The organism is Hydrogenovibrio sp. (assembly GCF_965140365.1).
GTDB lineage: Bacteria > Pseudomonadota > Gammaproteobacteria > Thiomicrospirales > Thiomicrospiraceae > Hydrogenovibrio.
Genome location: NZ_OZ223196.1, coordinates 996,269 through 1,011,323 on the forward strand (window position 1 = coordinate 996,269; position 15,055 = coordinate 1,011,323).

The following is a 15,055-nucleotide window of genomic DNA, read 5'->3' on the forward strand; positions in this document are numbered from 1 at the left end:
AACACCCAGGTCTGGGCATTTTGGTTGTTTGCGCTTACAGCCACTTACGACGTTTGAAAAGCCAGAATTGCACCGCGACGACGAATATCAGCGCGGCGGTGAACACGATAAAGGCGTAGGGGCTATTGCTGCCGGGTATGCCGTTGAGATTGACGCCGAGCAACCCGGTGAAAAAGCCCAAGGGTAGAAAAATGGCGGCGATAATGGACAGTACGTACATGCGTTCATTCAATTGTTCGGAAATGCGGCTGAGCACTTCTTCATGGGCGACGGCGGTGCGTTCGCGGACGGCATCGATGTCTTCAATATGGCGAATCAAACGATCGTTGACCTCGCGCAGTTGCATGCGATGATCCGGCGTCAACCAACTGACTTTTTCCACCAGTAGGCGATTCATGGCTTCGCGTTTTGGGGCCAGGTAACGTTTGATGGCGATGGTTTGACGGCGCAATGCGGCCAGTTCGGATTTTAGGGATGGACTTTCGGACGTGAGTGTCTGGGTTTCCAGTTCGGCAATCTGGTCTTCAAAGTCATCGACGGTGTCGCTCATCATTCGAATGAGTTGATCGGTTAGGTTTATCAGTAAGTCTGCCGTGTCTTGCGGGCCTTTATTTTTTTCCAGGCGTTGAATGAGCGTGTTGACCGATAAGAGGTTTCGTTTAAGGGTGGTGATGATTCGGTGTTCATCCACCCAGATTCGAATGGAAACCATGTCTTCCGGGTCGGCGCCGGGGTTTTTGTTGACGCCGCGCAAGGCCATCAATAATCCATCTTCGATGCCAAGAGTACGCGGGCGGCTTTCTTCACTTAAAAGTGCGTCGCTAATCAGGTGGTCCAGTTCACTATGGTGACGTAGCCAGTCCTGTGTAAGCGGGGCGGAATAATCCATGTGTAGCCATATTTTTCCGTCTGAGGGTTGCCAGTCTTGTGCTTCTTGCCAGGTTAGATGCCGACCACCACCGTGGCCGTCCAGTAAAAAAGCATGTAAAAAGCCGGCATTTTGAGATGAATCGGACATAAGCGGTTTCCTTGCGTCATCAACGTGGTTTAAGGCTGTGTCATAATGGAATGCATGAGAAGCCTTGTTAGATAGATTGTACGAAATTGCGCAGGAAAGGTCAGGAAAATACGAGAGTGAAATACGGCGTTTGAAACGCCGTATTCAGAGGGAAGCAGGGGTTATTGGTTTTTTCCGCCACCTTGGCGCATGCCGTTACCGGGTCCTATACCACCGCCCATGCCTTGGCGGTAGCCCATGCCAGCGCCACCAGTCGGTGGCGAGTCTGGCAAGGTGACGCCTTGCTCTTTGGCGCGTTTCTGCATTCGAGCGTGATTTTCAGAACGGATTTGGTTACGTTCTTCTTCCGTTTTGGCATTGCGCATTTTTTCACGGTGTTCCGCTCTTTCCTGTGGGGTCATGAGTTGACTGCCGTACATTTGCTGTGAGCCGTCTTGTGCGGCGATGGCTATGGCTGGCAAACCGGATAAGGCCAATACGCTGGCCAGTGTGGATGTGATGAGTAACTGTTTCATGTGATTGACTCCTTACTGAATGTGAAATGACCTGTATTTCAGCAAAAGGTGTCGTACCTAAGGGGGAGAATCAGTTCAGCAAGATTTGCATAAAATACGTATAAATCATAAAACGTTTTGAAATTTCGGGTCAATCGAAATGCAAGGGTACGGCCAAAAATTACGATGTGTCGCATTTTTACCACGGTGGTTCTGTTTTTTTGAAAAGGATGGGTTTGATTTGAGAGTTTAGTGGTCTGGGTCTGGAAAGTGGGGCCCCCAAGTGGCTTCAATTAAGTTCTGGATAACGGCGGCATCGTTTGGAAAAAGTTCGGGTTGTTCGCAACTGTCGGTGCATTTGCGTAATGAGAGCATGGCATAGCCGTGCACTTGCGACCAGGTGGCGGCAATCAACCATTCGGCTTGTGTTTCGTCGGGCATCAGCTCTCGGCAGGTAGAGGCCAGCGATTCAAAGGTCGCGTTGCCGAGTTCGTTCAATTCGTCAAAGGTTTCGGAGTGCCAGTCGAAACGACTGAACATGATGTGAAAGTGTTCCGGGTGGTTTAACGCAAAATGGATATAGGCTTCGCCAATACGAAACAGGCGTTCTTTGGCGGTTGGGGCATCGATGTCGGAAAACGCCTTATGCATTTTTTTGAAGCCTTCCTCTGCCAATTGGGCCAGAAGGGCTTCTTTATTGGTGAAGTGTCGATACACGGCGGCCGGGGTGACGTCCACGGCTTTGGCGAGGCCGCGAATGGTCAACGGCTTTTCCTGTTTGATGAACTGAAGTCCCGTTTTTAACAGGGCCTGTTTGAGGTTGCCATGATGGTAATGCGCCACGGAGGCTCCTTTTGAGCGATGCTGAGAAACTTAAGTTAACAGTGTTTACATTTTAGTCGGCATGATTATAATGTCAATTGTTAACGGTGTTTACATTATGCCTGACATTTATATCTGATTATATCTCAGTCAGTTCTGGAGTCGTGGATGTCAAAGAAAATTCTCATGCTTTACGGTCACCCGAAAGAGGACAGCTTATGCTGTGCGCTGGCCGAAACCTATGCAGACGAAGCAGAAATGCAAGGTCATGAAATCAACTGGCTGAATCTGTTTGAATTGGATTTCGACAGTACACCTAACGGCCTTAAGAACCCGGAAGAGCTTGAACCCGATATTCGTCAGGCCCAGGCCTTATTACAAGACAGCGATCATTTGGTACTGGTGTACCCGATTTGGTGGGGTGGCATGCCGGCAAGGGTGAAGGGGTTTCTTGATCGGACCTTTGCCAGCGGTGTGGCGTTTCGTTATACCGAAAAAGGACGTTTGGTGCCGTTATTGAAAGGTAAGACGGCGGATATTCTCAATACGTGCGATACGCCGAAAATCGCTCAGTGGTATTTTCTGGCCGGGGATCGCTTACAGATGAAACGCGCCATTATGGGGTTTTGCGGTGTCAAAGTACGCCATCACCGCCGTTTTGGTGCCGTGATTGGTAGTAATGCGGCGCAACGTTCCCGCTGGATTGAACAGGCTGGGAAACTGGCAAAATCATTATAGGCGGTTCAATCGTTTTGCAGGCGTTTGCCGTTCGGGTTCGGCCGCATGGTCAATAGGTTTTCCACCTGATGTTGGTCATACCCTTGTTGCAGGGCGTAATGCGCTAATTGATTGGCTCGGGTTTGCAATTCCGCCGGATTCAGCCCGTTTTCAATGGCTTCTTCCAAACAGCCGGACAGCATTTCCAACGTATCCGCTTCTTCTTCATCGTCACGTAACCCCGTGTCATTCAAACGGTTTAGGTTGGTGTCAAAGCATTCCAAGAGTTGGCGGGCTTTTAAGGTTTGTTTGATGTCAATCACATCGTGATCGTTAAGAGAATTCATCGGTTTCATCTTGTCCCTCCGCATGTTTCGAGCTGGACACTCTTTCATATTAGCGGTTTTTAGCAGAGCGGTAAATAAAATCGTCTCTTGAAAAGGTGTTTTAATGGCCTTATCTTACCTTCAAAAGAGAGTGGAGCGGATTCCACTGTGTAACGGTTTGAGTGAGTGTTATGGCGCGTTTTTCAAAATGGTTGGTATTGATAACGGTTTTGGCCGGGGTGGTGGCTATCACTTGGTCATTACGTGAGGAGTTCGGTAAAACGGAAGTGACTGCGGTGCCTGATAAGCCAAGCTCGGGTGAATCAACCGGTGTGAGTTCCAGGAACGAAACCGTTGCGCCGGTAAAGATGACACCCACGATTGATGAAGCGCCGACACAAGAAGAGCTCGATGCCCCTTTGGACTTGAAACTGCCGAACAAGGCTTCAATGTCGTCGCATGACGGGCCGCAAATGAAAGCGGCTGATGTTCCATTGTCGAAGCCGGAAAAAGCGCCGTCCATCAACGATTTATTGCCCGATAAACCGATTGAAAAACGAGCGTTTAATTACAGTTATGAAGGCTCGGATAAGGACGACGAAGACAAATACAATGTCAAACTCGGCGTGCAGGACGAGAACGTGAAAGTCAATGTCGGGGTGGGTGTACAGACCGGTGAAAAGCGCACGGATTTGAATTCCATTGATATTGAAATGAAGTTGCCGGAATAGCCAAAATCGCCAGGCCTGGCGACTTGTCTTGTTTGGGATGGGTTAGAAGCTCTAAACTTAAGAAAGCCTGAATCCTTGCTTGGCCGGTTTCTTTTTAAAGCGGTCTATGCTAGTGTGCTTTCCTGTACTTCATAAAAATTCCATTTACTTCTTAAGGATACACTATGCGATTGAATTTTTCTCTTTCCAAGTTCGTTTCGGGCATGGCCTTGGCGGCTTCGTTATCGTTTGGCGGCCAGGCTTTGGCTCAGCAACCCATGCCGCATAGTGGTGGTGGGGCGATGCCGCAGTTGACGGAACAGCAGAAGCAATTAATGATGGAAGTCCAGCAGACCCAACAGCAATTGCAGAAAACTCAGCAACAATTGCGAGCGATTCAAGATCAGGTTTATCAATCCAGCCCGGAATTGGTCAAACAAAAAGAAAACCTGCAAAAAGCCATCGCTCAGAAAATGTCTTCTGACGGTTACAATGCGGATAAAGAGTTGGACGCCTTGAAAGCCATGGTCGCTAAATACAATAGTGGTCAGGAAAAGCCGTCTCAAGCTGAAATTCAGGATTTTCAAAAACGTCAACAGGCTTTCCAAATGCGTCAGCAGCAAGCGTTTCAGGACCCGGATATCCGTGCTAAGGCTGAAGCCCTGCAACAAAACCTGAAATCGAAAATTGAAGCTTCCGGTCCAAAGGGTAAAGCTTTGGTTGAGGACTTGGAAAAACAAATCAAAAAATTGGAATCATTGCGTGCCAAAGCGGCCAAGATGATGAAGCAATAAGTTTCTTCGTATTGCAACGTAATGTTTTAGCAATCCTTTATCAATTTCCGTTAAACTAACGCATATTAACGTGCGTTACCGGCATGTATTAGACATTTAAATATCGAGTGACTATAAGCGTGGCATGCCGGTGTAACTCCCTGAAGTTCAAACGGAAATCTTTATGTCTAAAAAAACATTGTTTCTGGCAATTTGTTGCATTTCTACAAGCCTGTTCTCTTACGCCCACGCGGCGGATTCTTCCCCAAAACCGAAACGCCCTTTGCCCAGTGTGGTGGTGCAAACGGTGGACACCCAAAACGTTTCCCCTGAAATCAAACAGTCCGGCCGAGTCGAAGCGATTCAAACGGTGGATTTGCGCGCCCGTGTGGAAGGCTTCCTGCTGAAACGAAACTTTGTCGAAGGGTCAATGGTCAAAAAAGGCGATGTTCTTTTCAACATAGAAAAAGACACTTACCAAATCGCGTTAAAAGAGCGTCAGGCCGATTTAATGAGTGCCAAGGCGACCTTAAAAAATAACTCGGCCGATCTTGAGCGTAAAAGAGACATGTTAAAAAAGGATTTGATTTCGCAGTCGGATGTGGATGCGGCCGAAGCGGCGCGAGATACCGCTAAAGCGCAGGTGAAGTTGTCGGAAGCGGCGCTGGAACAAGCCAAATTGAATTTGAGTTACACCGATGTGGTCAGCCCGATTGACGGCGTGATCGGCATTGCCAACTACACCAAAGGTAACCTTGTTAAAACGACCAGCGATCCGCTGGCGACCATCACCAGCGTCGATCCGATTTACGTATCGGTGGAAATCGGTGAAAAGAAACTGCTTCAAACCCGTAACCTGCAAATGCAAAACGGCGATGAAAACCTCAAAGCCGTGCCGACGCTGGTGTTGTCGGATGGGACGACCTATGACCAAAAAGGCGAGTTTACCTATATGGGACCTGAGGTGGATATGACTTCCAATACGGTTAAGGTGCGTGCTACTTTCCCGAACCCGGATCATATCTTGCGTCCGGGACAATACGTGACTGTTTCAATCGGTTTGAACAAGCAAAATATTCTGCCGGTGGTGCCGCAGGAATCGGTGCAAAAAGATAAAAAAGGTTACTTCTTATTGGTGGTTGACGACAAAAATACGGTTGAGGAGCGGCGGGTTGACGTCGGTCGTCAAGTCGGCAGCAATTGGGCGATTAAGTCTGGCCTGAAAAAAGGCGAACGGGTCGTGGTGCAAGGGCTGCAAAAAGTCCGCGCGGATATGAAGGTGAATGTTGTTGAGGCGAAGGGAGCAACGAAATAAATGTTTTCAGCTTTCTTTATCGATCGACCTAAATTCGCGCTCGTCATATCCATTGTCATCACCTTAGTCGGTTTCATCACGATGAAACTCATGCCGGTGGCGGAGTTCCCGGACATTACGCCGCCGGTGGTGAGTGTCACCACCACTTATCCTGGTGCCAGTGCCGAGGTGGTGGAAGAATCCGTTGCCATCCCGATTGAAACCCAGGTGAACGGTGTGGAAAACATGCTCTACATGTCTTCCAACAGCAGTAACAGTGGTTACTACTCTCTGAATGTCTCTTTTGATGTGGGGACGGATCCGGATATTGCCGCCGTGAACGTGCAAAACCGGGTGGCTTTGGCCCAGCCACAGTTGCCTGCCGATGTGACGCGTCAGGGTGTTTCGGTGAAAAAACAATCCAGCAGTATGTTGATGATTATCAACCTGTCCACGAAGGAAGGCGATAAAGACGGCATCTGGCTGAGTAACTACTCGTCCATCCACATGGAAGATTCCTTAGCGCGTTTACCGGGGGTGGGGAATGTTTCTCAGTTCATCACGCTGGATTACGGGATGCGGATCTGGATGGATTCACTGAAAATGCAAGCCTTGGGGATCACGCCGCAAGACATTTCCAACGCCATTGAATCGCAAAACATTCAAGCCTCGGTCGGGCAGGTGGGGGCGCCGCCTTATAGCGAAAAGAAACCCGCCTTCCAATATACGTTGCAGGCCAAAGGGCGCCTGGCAGAAGTTTCCGAGTTTGAAAACATTATTGTCCGAGCCAATGATAATGGTTCCGTCGTTTACATGAAAGATGTCGCTCGCGTTGAGTTAGGCACTCAAGAATACGACGGTTCGACCTACCTAAATAATAAACCGACGGCTTCCATTGCCATTTACCAGTTGCCGGGCGCCAATTCCATGGCGGTGGCCGATGAGGTTTATAAAGAATTGGATGTGCTGTCCAAGCGTTTCCCGGAAGGGCTGGAATATGAAGTGCTTTATGACACGACGGCGTCGGTAAGGGCATCCGTTGAAGAAGTGGTGAAAACTCTGTTCATCACCTTTACGCTGGTGGTCATTATCACCTTCCTATTCCTTGGGGATTGGCGCGCGACCTTGATTCCGTCGATTGCGGTGCCGGTGTCTTTGATCGGGGTGATGGCATTGCTCTATGTATTCGGCTTTTCCATCAATATGATTACCTTGTTCGCGTTGATTCTCGCCATCGGGGTGGTGGTGGATGACGGCATCATCGTGGTGGAAAACGTCAAACGGATTCTGGCGGAAGGTGAAACCGATGTCCGCCGGGCGACTCGCGAGGCCATGCGTCAGGTGACCGGGCCGGTGGTGGCGACGACCTTAGTGTTGCTGTCGGTTTTCCTACCGGTATCCTTTATGCCAGGCATCACCGGGGAGTTCTATCGACAGTTCGCATTGACGATTGCGATGGCCGTGGTCATTTCTTCGATTAACGCTTTGACGTTGTCGCCGGCGCTGTGTCGTTTGTTGCTGCGTCCCGAAGATGCCGAACCGAAAGGCTTCCTGGGGCTGTTTGCCAAGGGCGTGGATAAAGCGCGTGACGGCTATGTGGCTGTGGCGACGCGCATGATTTCCCGTTATAAAATGAGTATGTTGGCGTTTTTGCTGTTTGTGCTCGGGGCCGGTTATATGTTCCAAAACGTGCCGTCCGGTTTCTTGCCGACGGAAGACCGTGGAGCTTTGATGGCGAATATTCAGTTGCCGGATGGGGCGTCCTTGCAGCGGACCACTGACTTTACCCGTAAGGTGTCCGACAGTTTGAGTCAAATCGAAGGGGTGCGGGACGTCATCGTGATCAACGGTTACAGCATCATGTCCGGTTCGGCGTCTAATGCCGCGTTTGTGGTTTTGTCGCTGGAAGATTGGAGCAAACGCGCGGACAACCCGGCCAAGAAAATCTTACGTGAAGCCAACATTCGCCTGAGCACCTTCCCGGAAGCCGATTCCTTCGCCTTCTCGCCGCCTGCTATCAGCGGCCTTGGCGTGGCGGATGGTCTGCAAGGGCAAATTCTGGATTTGGCCAGTGGGCCTTCCGGCGAGTTGGCTTCGGTCACCCGTGGGCTGATGTTCAAGGCCAATCAGGTGGACGGCATTCAACAGGCCTTTTCGACTTTTTCGGCGGATGTGCCGCAATACTATCTCGATATCGACCGTGAAAAAGCACGTGTGTTAGGGGTGGAGATTTCAGATATTTTCAACACCTTACAGTCGAATCTCGGGTCTTTGTATATCAATGATTTTAATCTTTACGGAAAGACTTACCGTGTCATTATCCAGTCTGATGCGGATGAACGGATGGCCATTGCGGATTTGGATTTGATTAAAGTCGGCAACCGTAACGGCAATATGGTGCCGTTAAGTTCCGTGGTTGAATCGAAGCCGATTATGGGGCCTTTGTCGATTCCGCGTTACAACATGTATCGTACGGCGTCTTTCTCCGCACAAACCGGAGATGACTTCAGTTCCGGTCAAGCGATTGATGCTTTCGAAAAGTTGGGCAAGGAAGAAATGCCGAAGACCTACGAGATTGCCTGGACGGGGATGACGCTACAGGAGTTGGAAGCCGGTGATTTGGTGGTCTTCATCTTTGCGCTGGCCATTCTGTTTGCTTATCTGTTCTTGGTGGCGCAATACGAAAGTTGGTCGGTGCCGATGTCGGTCATTACCTCGGTGGCGATTGCGGTATTCGGTTCCTTGTTGCCGTTGTATTTGCTGCCGGGCATGGACAATAACCTCTATACCCAGATCAGTATCGTTCTGATGATCGGTTTGGCGAGTAAGAACGCCATCTTGATGGTGGAATTCGCCAAAATGCGGCGTGAAGAAGGGGAAACCGTTGTCAACGCCGCGATTGATGCGGCTCACCTGCGTTTCCGTCCGTTGATGATGACCGCCTTGGCCTTCTTGTTAGGGGTCTTGCCGTTGTTGTTCGCTACCGGTGCCGGTGCGGTCAGTCGTTATTTCGTCGGGGTCACGGTTATTGGCGGCATGTTGTTTGCCGCGGCGATTGCCGTCTTCTTCATTCCGGTGTTGTATGTGTTCTTCCAAAGCCTGCGTGAAGGGGTGAAAACCAAACTGTTCGGGATGGACCCGGACCGGGCCGCGGGGATTCCGGAAGTGCATGACGATGACCTGAAAAAAACCTGACGGGTCAAAGAGGCATAGTGACTCTATGCCTTTTACTTGAATTGAAAAAACGCCCAGACCTGGGCGTTTTACGTTTTAGCGCGTCGAGGTGTTATTCAAGGTGCCTGTGTTCGCGTTCAGCGATGCGTGCGCCTGGGAGCCGAGCTTAAAGTTATTATTGTTGCGAAGGGTTCGGTTATTGTGCAAACTTAATGAAACTCCCAAAGGAGTCTGCCCTGTTTAATTCTGTAAGAGGTCGCCTATGCCGTTGATTCAAATTACCTTTCCCGAAGAGACATTCAGTGCCGAGCAGGAAGCGCAATTGGTCGAAGAGACGACAGAGGCGTTACTCAAGCTGGAGGGCATGGCACAAAATCCTAAAGCCAGGATGCTGACCTGGACCTACCTCAATAAACACCCGAAATCGACCGGATTTGTCGGTGGCAAGCCGATGCACAAACCGCATTACCGTTTTGATGTGACGGTGTTTGAAAACACCTTGGACGACGACCGTAAAGCCCGTTTGACTCATGAATTAACCGAGTGCGTTTTACGGTTGGAAGGCACCGATCATAATGTACTCAACGCCGCGCGTGTCTGGGTGCTGTTCCATGAAGTGGCTGACGGCAACTGGGGAGGCGCTGGGAAAATCTACCATTTGGCGGAACTGATGAAGATGATGGCTGGAAAGTAAAAAGGGAAGTATTGAGGTTTTAAGTTTGATTAGAAATTTTTAAGTAAGAGGCGTAAAGTAAAAGTCTCGGCACTTGTGATGCACCCGGTCGGCGGTCGGCTATGAGGGCAAAGGAGGCGCGATGCAGCGGTTGGCAAAGTTCTATCGGTGGTTTTTACTGATGATGGCGCTGGTTCTGTTGGTTCAGAGTCCTGCGCTGGCGGAGACGGCGACTAAGGCCAAATCACCGGAAGTCGTCCAATTGACAGTGAACGACGCCATCGGTCCGGCCACGGCGGATTATATTGAGCGTTCTCTGGAAAAAGCGGATGCTCGACGTGCCGAACTGGTGGTATTGCGACTGGATACGCCCGGCGGCTTGAGCTCGTCAATGCGCGACATCATCAAACACATTGCCGCGTCCAGTGTGCCGGTGGCAACGTTCGTCGCACCGTCGGGCGCGCGTGCGGCCAGTGCCGGTACCTATATTCTTTTCGCCAGCCCAGTGGCGGCCATGGCCCCCGGCACCAATCTCGGCGCCGCCACGCCGGTGCAAATCGGCGGCATTTCATTGCCGAAACCTTCCCAAGCCCCATCGGAAGAATCTGCGAAACCCAGCCAGCCTCAAGACGCCGCCAAGCGCAAAGCCCTCAATGATGCCGTGGCCTATATCCGCGGGTTGGCGGAATTACACGGGCGCAATGCCGATTGGGCGGAAAAAGCGGTGCGAGAGGCCGCCAGCTTGCCCGCACAAGAGGCTCTGGATTTGAACGTTATCGACCTGATGGCCGACAACACTTGGGACTTGCTGCAACAACTTGACGGCCGAGAAGTACAATTGAATCAGCGCCGGCTGGTGCTGCATACCGCCAATGCGGAAGTGGTTGATATGCCGCCGGACTGGCGCAGTGAGTTGTTGAGTGTGTTCACCAATCCGAATGTGGCCTATATTCTCTTGTTGGTTGGGGTGTACGGCATTATTTTCGAATTTCTCAACCCCGGCGGCATTGTACCGGGAACCATCGGCGCCATTGCCATCGTTTTGGCCTTGTATGCTTTTCAACTGCTGCCCATCAGTTATGCCGGCATGGCGCTGATTCTGCTCGGCATCGGTTTGATGGTGGCGGAAGCCTTTGAACCCAGTTTCGGTATTCTCGGCATCGGCGGGGTGGTGGCGTTTGTCATCGGTTCGATTATCTTGATGGATACCGATGCGCCGGGGTTCGGCATCGATTTGTCGGTCATCGTGACTTTTGCCGTACTGAGTGTGTTGGTCGTGGCGGCCGTGGTGCATCTGGCCTTTAAATCCTATCGTCAGCCGGTGGTCAGCGGCTTGCAGGAATTGGTCGGGAGTGAAGCGGTGGTTTTGGCGGATTTCGACGGCAAGGGGCAGGTCATTGTGCATGGTGAACATTGGCAAGCCGTGTCGGAGGTGCCTTTAAAACAGAATCAAACGGTGCGCGTGACGGGCATGAAACACCTGACTTTACACGTCACGCCGATTGAAACGGATTCAACCACAACAGAGGAGGCGACATTATGACGGCCTATGCTTTATACATCGTACTGGCGGTGGTGCTGGTTTTTTTCGTCAGTGCCATCCGTATCCTGCGCGAATATGAACGCGGGGTGATTTTTATGCTCGGACGTTTCTGGAAAGTGAAGGGGCCGGGGTTCATTTTGGTGATTCCCGTCATCCAGCAAATGGAAAAAGTCGATTTGCGGACGGTGGTGATGGATGTGCCCAGTCAGGATGTGATTTCGCGCGATAACGTGTCGGTGCATGTGAACGCGGTGGTGTATTTCCGGGTCATTGAGCCAGATAAAGCCATTATTCAGGTGGAGCATTTCAACGACGCCATCAGTCAGTTGGCGCAAACGACCTTACGGTCGGTGCTGGGGCAACATGAGCTGGATGAAATGCTGTCGGAACGGGATCGGTTGAACGCCGATATTCAGACGGTGCTGGACCAGCAGACCGACGCTTGGGGCGTGAAAGTCAGCAATGTGGAAATTAAGCACGTCGATTTGGATGAAAGTATGATTCGCGCCATCGCCAAACAGGCCGAAGCCGAACGGACGCGACGCGCTAAAGTCATTCACGCGCAAGGGGAGATGCAGGCCTCGGAAAAACTGTTCGAAGCGGCGCAAATTCTTTCCCAGCAGCCGCAGGCGTTGCAGTTGCGTTATTTGCAGACCTTGACGGAAATCGCCAACGATCGTTCCAATACCATTGTGTTTCCGTTACCGATGGAGATGGTGGATTCGTTGTTTAAACAGGGAAAATGATCCCACTAATAAGCCCTCCGACACATATTTGAGTAATTTCAAATGTGCCCAGGCCTGGTTGTTTTCAGGCCAGGGCGGGTTTGTTGTTGAGCAGCCTGCGTACGCGCATTTTAATGATGTCGTTAATGACAAACCACACCAACGCGTATAGCCAGATATAGAGCGCATATTCCCAGCCAATCGGTGTGACGAACAGTCCGTACACCGCAATGAAGGTGGCGAGAATTTCGGTTCCGAAGGTGGCGGCCATCAGTAACGGCGACGGCCAAGGCCGCTTCCAGAACCAGTCTTCGGTGCGGGTGATGTAAAGGGTGCTGTGCCCGGCCACAATCAGTTTCAAGAACAGCAGGGTTTGAATCATATCTTCGCTGATGCCCATTTCCAGCAGGACGAAGAACAGCACGAAAGACGAAATCACACCGCTGATGCCCAATACAGTGGAAACGGTTAACAGCGAGTGCACTTCCCAGCGCACCGGCTTGTTCTGAACCTTGGTGTGGTCATAGGCGATGGCCAGAATCGGAATATCGTTCAAAAGCGCCAATAAGATAATCATTAAGGGGGTAATCGGGTAGAAATTGAATACCACGATGCTCAGGGCCATAAACAGAATGATGCGGATGGTTTCCGCCACGCGGAAAGTGGCGTAGCTTTTCATGCGCTCGAAAGTAATCCGGGCCTGTTCGATGGCATGGTTGATGACCGATAAGCCCGGAGAGGTGAGGATAATGTCCGCCGCCGCCCGAGCCGCATCGGTGGCGTTGGAGACCGCGAAACCGCAGTCGGCTTTTTTCAAGGCCGGTGCATCGTTGACGCCGTCGCCGGTCATGCCGACGATGTGGTCGGCCTTTTGTAAGGTGTCGATGATGGTGTATTTGTCTTCCGGGCGTACTTCTGCAAAGATGTCCACGCTTTCCAGCGTTTCAATCACCACCGATTCGTGAGTGTGAATGAATTCGCGGGTCAGCATTTCCATATCAAAATTCTGTTCCAGAGAGGTCATGACGTCCTCGGCAAAGGCTTCCGCCGCCTGATGACTGACTTCCGGGTGCAATCGTTGATAGAGGGCGTTACTGAGCGCTTTGGCGAACCCGATGAGTTCATGGCTGCCTTTACCGGATAACTCGGCGGAGCGAATGCTGCGTTGCCGTAAGCCCAAGCGGTGGCCGATTTCGCGGGCGATGGCCACGTTGTCGCCGGTAATCATTTTGACGCGCACCCCATTCTTAGTCATATTGAGGATGACGTCGGCGGAATCTTCCCGTTCCGGGTCGATGAGCGGAATCAAGCCGACCAGTTGGACGGCGTTATTTTCGGTTTGCACTGCGACGGCCAGCGTCCGATACCCTTTGTCGGCAAAGGTGTCGATGCTTCGATTGATGGCAATGAGTTCGTTCCCCTGAATGTCCGCCATTTCCAATAATACCTGAGCCGCACCCTTGAACACGGTCAATTGTTGCGCGCCGTATTCGACTTGGGCAGATGTGTATTTGGTTACCGGATCAAAGGGCGTAAAATTCTGTTGTGTCCATTGTTTCCAGTCGGTGTTGGGAAAGCGTTCGTCCAGATAGTGAAATAACGGCAGTTCGATCGGGTCCCGGTTTTCCTGGCGTGAAGCGAGAACCGCGTAAGTGAATAACTGCTCTTCATGATAGCCGTCAAACACCAGTGGCTTGGCCACCTGCATTTCGTTTTTGGTCAGGGTGCCGGTTTTATCCGAACAAAAAATATCCACGCCCGCCAATTCTTCAATGGCCGTCAGGCGCGATACAATCGCTTGTTTACGCGCCAGATTCACCGCGCCGACGGCCATGGTGACCGACAAAACGGCGGGCAAGGCCACCGGTACGGCCGCCACGGTCAACACCAGCGCGAAGCGGGCAATTTCCAGCATGTCTTCGTGACGGAACAGGCCGACGACCAAAATAATCGCGACCAGCACTAAGGTCATCAAAATCAAGAAGTTGCCGATTTTGATGACCATTTTCTGAAAGTGGCTGCGTTCTTCCAGAGACGCTTTTGCCACCAGCGATACCACAGCATTGAACCGTGTATGTTGACCGGTATTGACCACCACGGCGACCATCTCGCCTTGTTTGACCACCGTGTTGCTGTACGCGACTTCGCCTTGGCGCTTGGTCACGGGCAAGGATTCGCCGGTCAGTGAAGACTCGTCGATGGAAAGAAAATCGCCTCTGAGCAGTTGCACGTCGGCTGGCACCACATCGCCGATGCGAATGCGGATGATATCGCCGGGCACCAACTCCTTGGCGGGTAACGCACAATATTGACCGTCTCGCAGGGCTCGAACTTCCAATGAAACTTGTTGTTTGAGAACCTTCAGAGCGTTGAGCGCGCGGTGTTCCTGAAAGAAATCCAGCACCACATTAATCAACAGCATAATAAGGATGACGATGAAATCTTCCCATTTCTGAACGATGGCTGACAAGAGGGCCGCGATTTCAATCATCCACGGAATCGGCCCCCAAAAACGCCGGAAAATACGATGCCAAAGTGGTTCTTCTTTTTCAATGATTTCATTGGGGCCGAAGGTTTCCAAACGGGTTTGAGCTTCGTTTTTACTCAGGCCTTGTTCCGGCGAAACTTCGAAGTAGGAAAGCGTATCCGCCGCTTGCTGGTTATGGTAATCATCGGTGTTTTTGAGTTCGATTCTGTTCATCTGGCCGAATCCTGGTGGCTAGGAAGAAGTGCTGACTAAAACAAACATAATCAAACTGGACCGGACAGTCAAAGGTTTCTTAGTC

At 51.1% G+C, this 15,055-nt stretch carries 13 protein-coding genes; 8 read left to right on the plus strand and 5 right to left on the minus strand.

The genetic code is table 11. The features are described 5' to 3' along the window. Positions 1-34: 34 nt before the first annotated feature. From zntB to AC0KH7_RS04730, 3 genes are all read right to left on the minus strand, one after another. Positions 35-1,018 carry a zinc transporter ZntB gene (zntB, locus tag AC0KH7_RS04720; protein ID WP_472371165.1) on the minus strand — a complete coding sequence of 328 codons (984 nt, stop codon included), beginning with the start codon at positions 1,016-1,018 and terminating at the stop codon, positions 35-37. Between the two features lie 161 nt (positions 1,019-1,179). Then, a complete protein-coding gene (locus AC0KH7_RS04725; RefSeq protein ID WP_472371167.1) occupies positions 1,180-1,533 on the minus strand; it encodes a hypothetical protein in 354 nt (117 codons plus the stop codon). Positions 1,534-1,761: 228 nt separating this feature from the next. Further along, positions 1,762-2,355: a TetR/AcrR family transcriptional regulator gene (locus AC0KH7_RS04730; RefSeq protein ID WP_472371169.1), complete on the minus strand. Its 594-nt coding sequence runs from the start codon at positions 2,353-2,355 to the stop codon at positions 1,762-1,764. Between the two features lie 147 nt (positions 2,356-2,502). Between AC0KH7_RS04730 and AC0KH7_RS04735 the strand changes: the two genes are divergently transcribed. Then, positions 2,503-3,072, plus strand: coding sequence for an NAD(P)H-dependent oxidoreductase (locus tag AC0KH7_RS04735; RefSeq protein ID WP_472371171.1), 570 nt, complete (start codon positions 2,503-2,505; stop codon positions 3,070-3,072). A gap of 5 nt (positions 3,073-3,077) precedes the next feature. Here AC0KH7_RS04735 and AC0KH7_RS04740 read toward each other — a convergent pair whose 3' ends face one another. Next, positions 3,078-3,407, minus strand: coding sequence for a hypothetical protein (locus tag AC0KH7_RS04740; RefSeq protein WP_472371173.1), 330 nt, complete (start codon positions 3,405-3,407; stop codon positions 3,078-3,080). 161 nt (positions 3,408-3,568) lie between these two features. On the opposite strand from AC0KH7_RS04740, the gene AC0KH7_RS04745 reads away from it, so the two are divergent. From AC0KH7_RS04745 to AC0KH7_RS04775, 7 genes are all read left to right on the plus strand, one after another. Beyond that, a complete protein-coding gene (locus tag AC0KH7_RS04745) occupies positions 3,569-4,108 on the plus strand; it encodes a hypothetical protein (protein WP_472371175.1) in 540 nt (179 codons plus the stop codon). 164 nt (positions 4,109-4,272) lie between these two features. After that, on the plus strand, positions 4,273-4,881 hold the full coding sequence (locus AC0KH7_RS04750) for a hypothetical protein (RefSeq protein WP_472371177.1): 609 nt from the start codon (positions 4,273-4,275) through the stop codon (positions 4,879-4,881). A 163-nt stretch (positions 4,882-5,044) separates the two neighbouring features. After that, positions 5,045-6,175 carry an efflux RND transporter periplasmic adaptor subunit gene (locus tag AC0KH7_RS04755; protein WP_472371179.1) on the plus strand — a complete coding sequence of 377 codons (1,131 nt, stop codon included), beginning with the start codon at positions 5,045-5,047 and terminating at the stop codon, positions 6,173-6,175. Continuing rightward, positions 6,176-9,349, plus strand: a complete 3,174-nt coding sequence (locus AC0KH7_RS04760; RefSeq protein WP_472371181.1) for an efflux RND transporter permease subunit — start codon at positions 6,176-6,178, stop codon at positions 9,347-9,349. It abuts the gene before it with no gap. Positions 9,350-9,590: 241 nt separating this feature from the next. Then, the gene (locus AC0KH7_RS04765) at positions 9,591-10,022 is read left to right on the plus strand and encodes a tautomerase family protein (RefSeq protein WP_472371183.1); all 432 of its coding nucleotides are present in this window, start codon (positions 9,591-9,593) and stop codon (positions 10,020-10,022) included. Positions 10,023-10,143: 121 nt separating this feature from the next. Next, positions 10,144-11,544, plus strand: coding sequence for an NfeD family protein (locus AC0KH7_RS04770; RefSeq protein ID WP_472371185.1), 1,401 nt, complete (start codon positions 10,144-10,146; stop codon positions 11,542-11,544). After that, on the plus strand, positions 11,541-12,290 hold the full coding sequence (locus tag AC0KH7_RS04775) for a slipin family protein (RefSeq protein ID WP_472366516.1): 750 nt from the start codon (positions 11,541-11,543) through the stop codon (positions 12,288-12,290). The genes AC0KH7_RS04770 and AC0KH7_RS04775 overlap by 4 nt, the downstream gene beginning before the upstream one ends. Positions 12,291-12,354: 64 nt before the next feature. Here the strand turns inward: AC0KH7_RS04775 and AC0KH7_RS04780 are convergent, their stop codons facing one another. Beyond that, positions 12,355-14,970 carry a plasma-membrane proton-efflux P-type ATPase gene (locus AC0KH7_RS04780; RefSeq protein WP_472371188.1) on the minus strand — a complete coding sequence of 872 codons (2,616 nt, stop codon included), beginning with the start codon at positions 14,968-14,970 and terminating at the stop codon, positions 12,355-12,357. Between the last annotated feature and the right edge of the window lie 85 nt (positions 14,971-15,055).

What these genes read in the sequence shown, in the direction of transcription:
- zntB (WP_472371165.1), bottom strand. Translation starts at nt 1,018, where the DNA reads ATGTCCGATTCATCTCAAAATGCCGGCTTTTTACATGCTTTTTTACTG.
- AC0KH7_RS04725 (WP_472371167.1), bottom strand. Translation starts at nt 1,533, where the DNA reads ATGAAACAGTTACTCATCACATCCACACTGGCCAGCGTATTGGCCTTA.
- AC0KH7_RS04735 (WP_472371171.1), top strand. Translation starts at nt 2,503, where the DNA reads ATGTCAAAGAAAATTCTCATGCTTTACGGTCACCCGAAAGAGGACAGC.
- AC0KH7_RS04740 (WP_472371173.1), bottom strand. Translation starts at nt 3,407, where the DNA reads ATGAAACCGATGAATTCTCTTAACGATCACGATGTGATTGACATCAAA.
- AC0KH7_RS04745 (WP_472371175.1), top strand. Translation starts at nt 3,569, where the DNA reads ATGGCGCGTTTTTCAAAATGGTTGGTATTGATAACGGTTTTGGCCGGG.
- AC0KH7_RS04750 (WP_472371177.1), top strand. Translation starts at nt 4,273, where the DNA reads ATGCGATTGAATTTTTCTCTTTCCAAGTTCGTTTCGGGCATGGCCTTG.
- AC0KH7_RS04755 (WP_472371179.1), top strand. Translation starts at nt 5,045, where the DNA reads ATGTCTAAAAAAACATTGTTTCTGGCAATTTGTTGCATTTCTACAAGC.
- AC0KH7_RS04760 (WP_472371181.1), top strand. Translation starts at nt 6,176, where the DNA reads ATGTTTTCAGCTTTCTTTATCGATCGACCTAAATTCGCGCTCGTCATA.
- AC0KH7_RS04765 (WP_472371183.1), top strand. Translation starts at nt 9,591, where the DNA reads ATGCCGTTGATTCAAATTACCTTTCCCGAAGAGACATTCAGTGCCGAG.
- AC0KH7_RS04770 (WP_472371185.1), top strand. Translation starts at nt 10,144, where the DNA reads ATGCAGCGGTTGGCAAAGTTCTATCGGTGGTTTTTACTGATGATGGCG.
- AC0KH7_RS04775 (WP_472366516.1), top strand. Translation starts at nt 11,541, where the DNA reads ATGACGGCCTATGCTTTATACATCGTACTGGCGGTGGTGCTGGTTTTT.
- AC0KH7_RS04780 (WP_472371188.1), bottom strand. Translation starts at nt 14,970, where the DNA reads ATGAACAGAATCGAACTCAAAAACACCGATGATTACCATAACCAGCAA.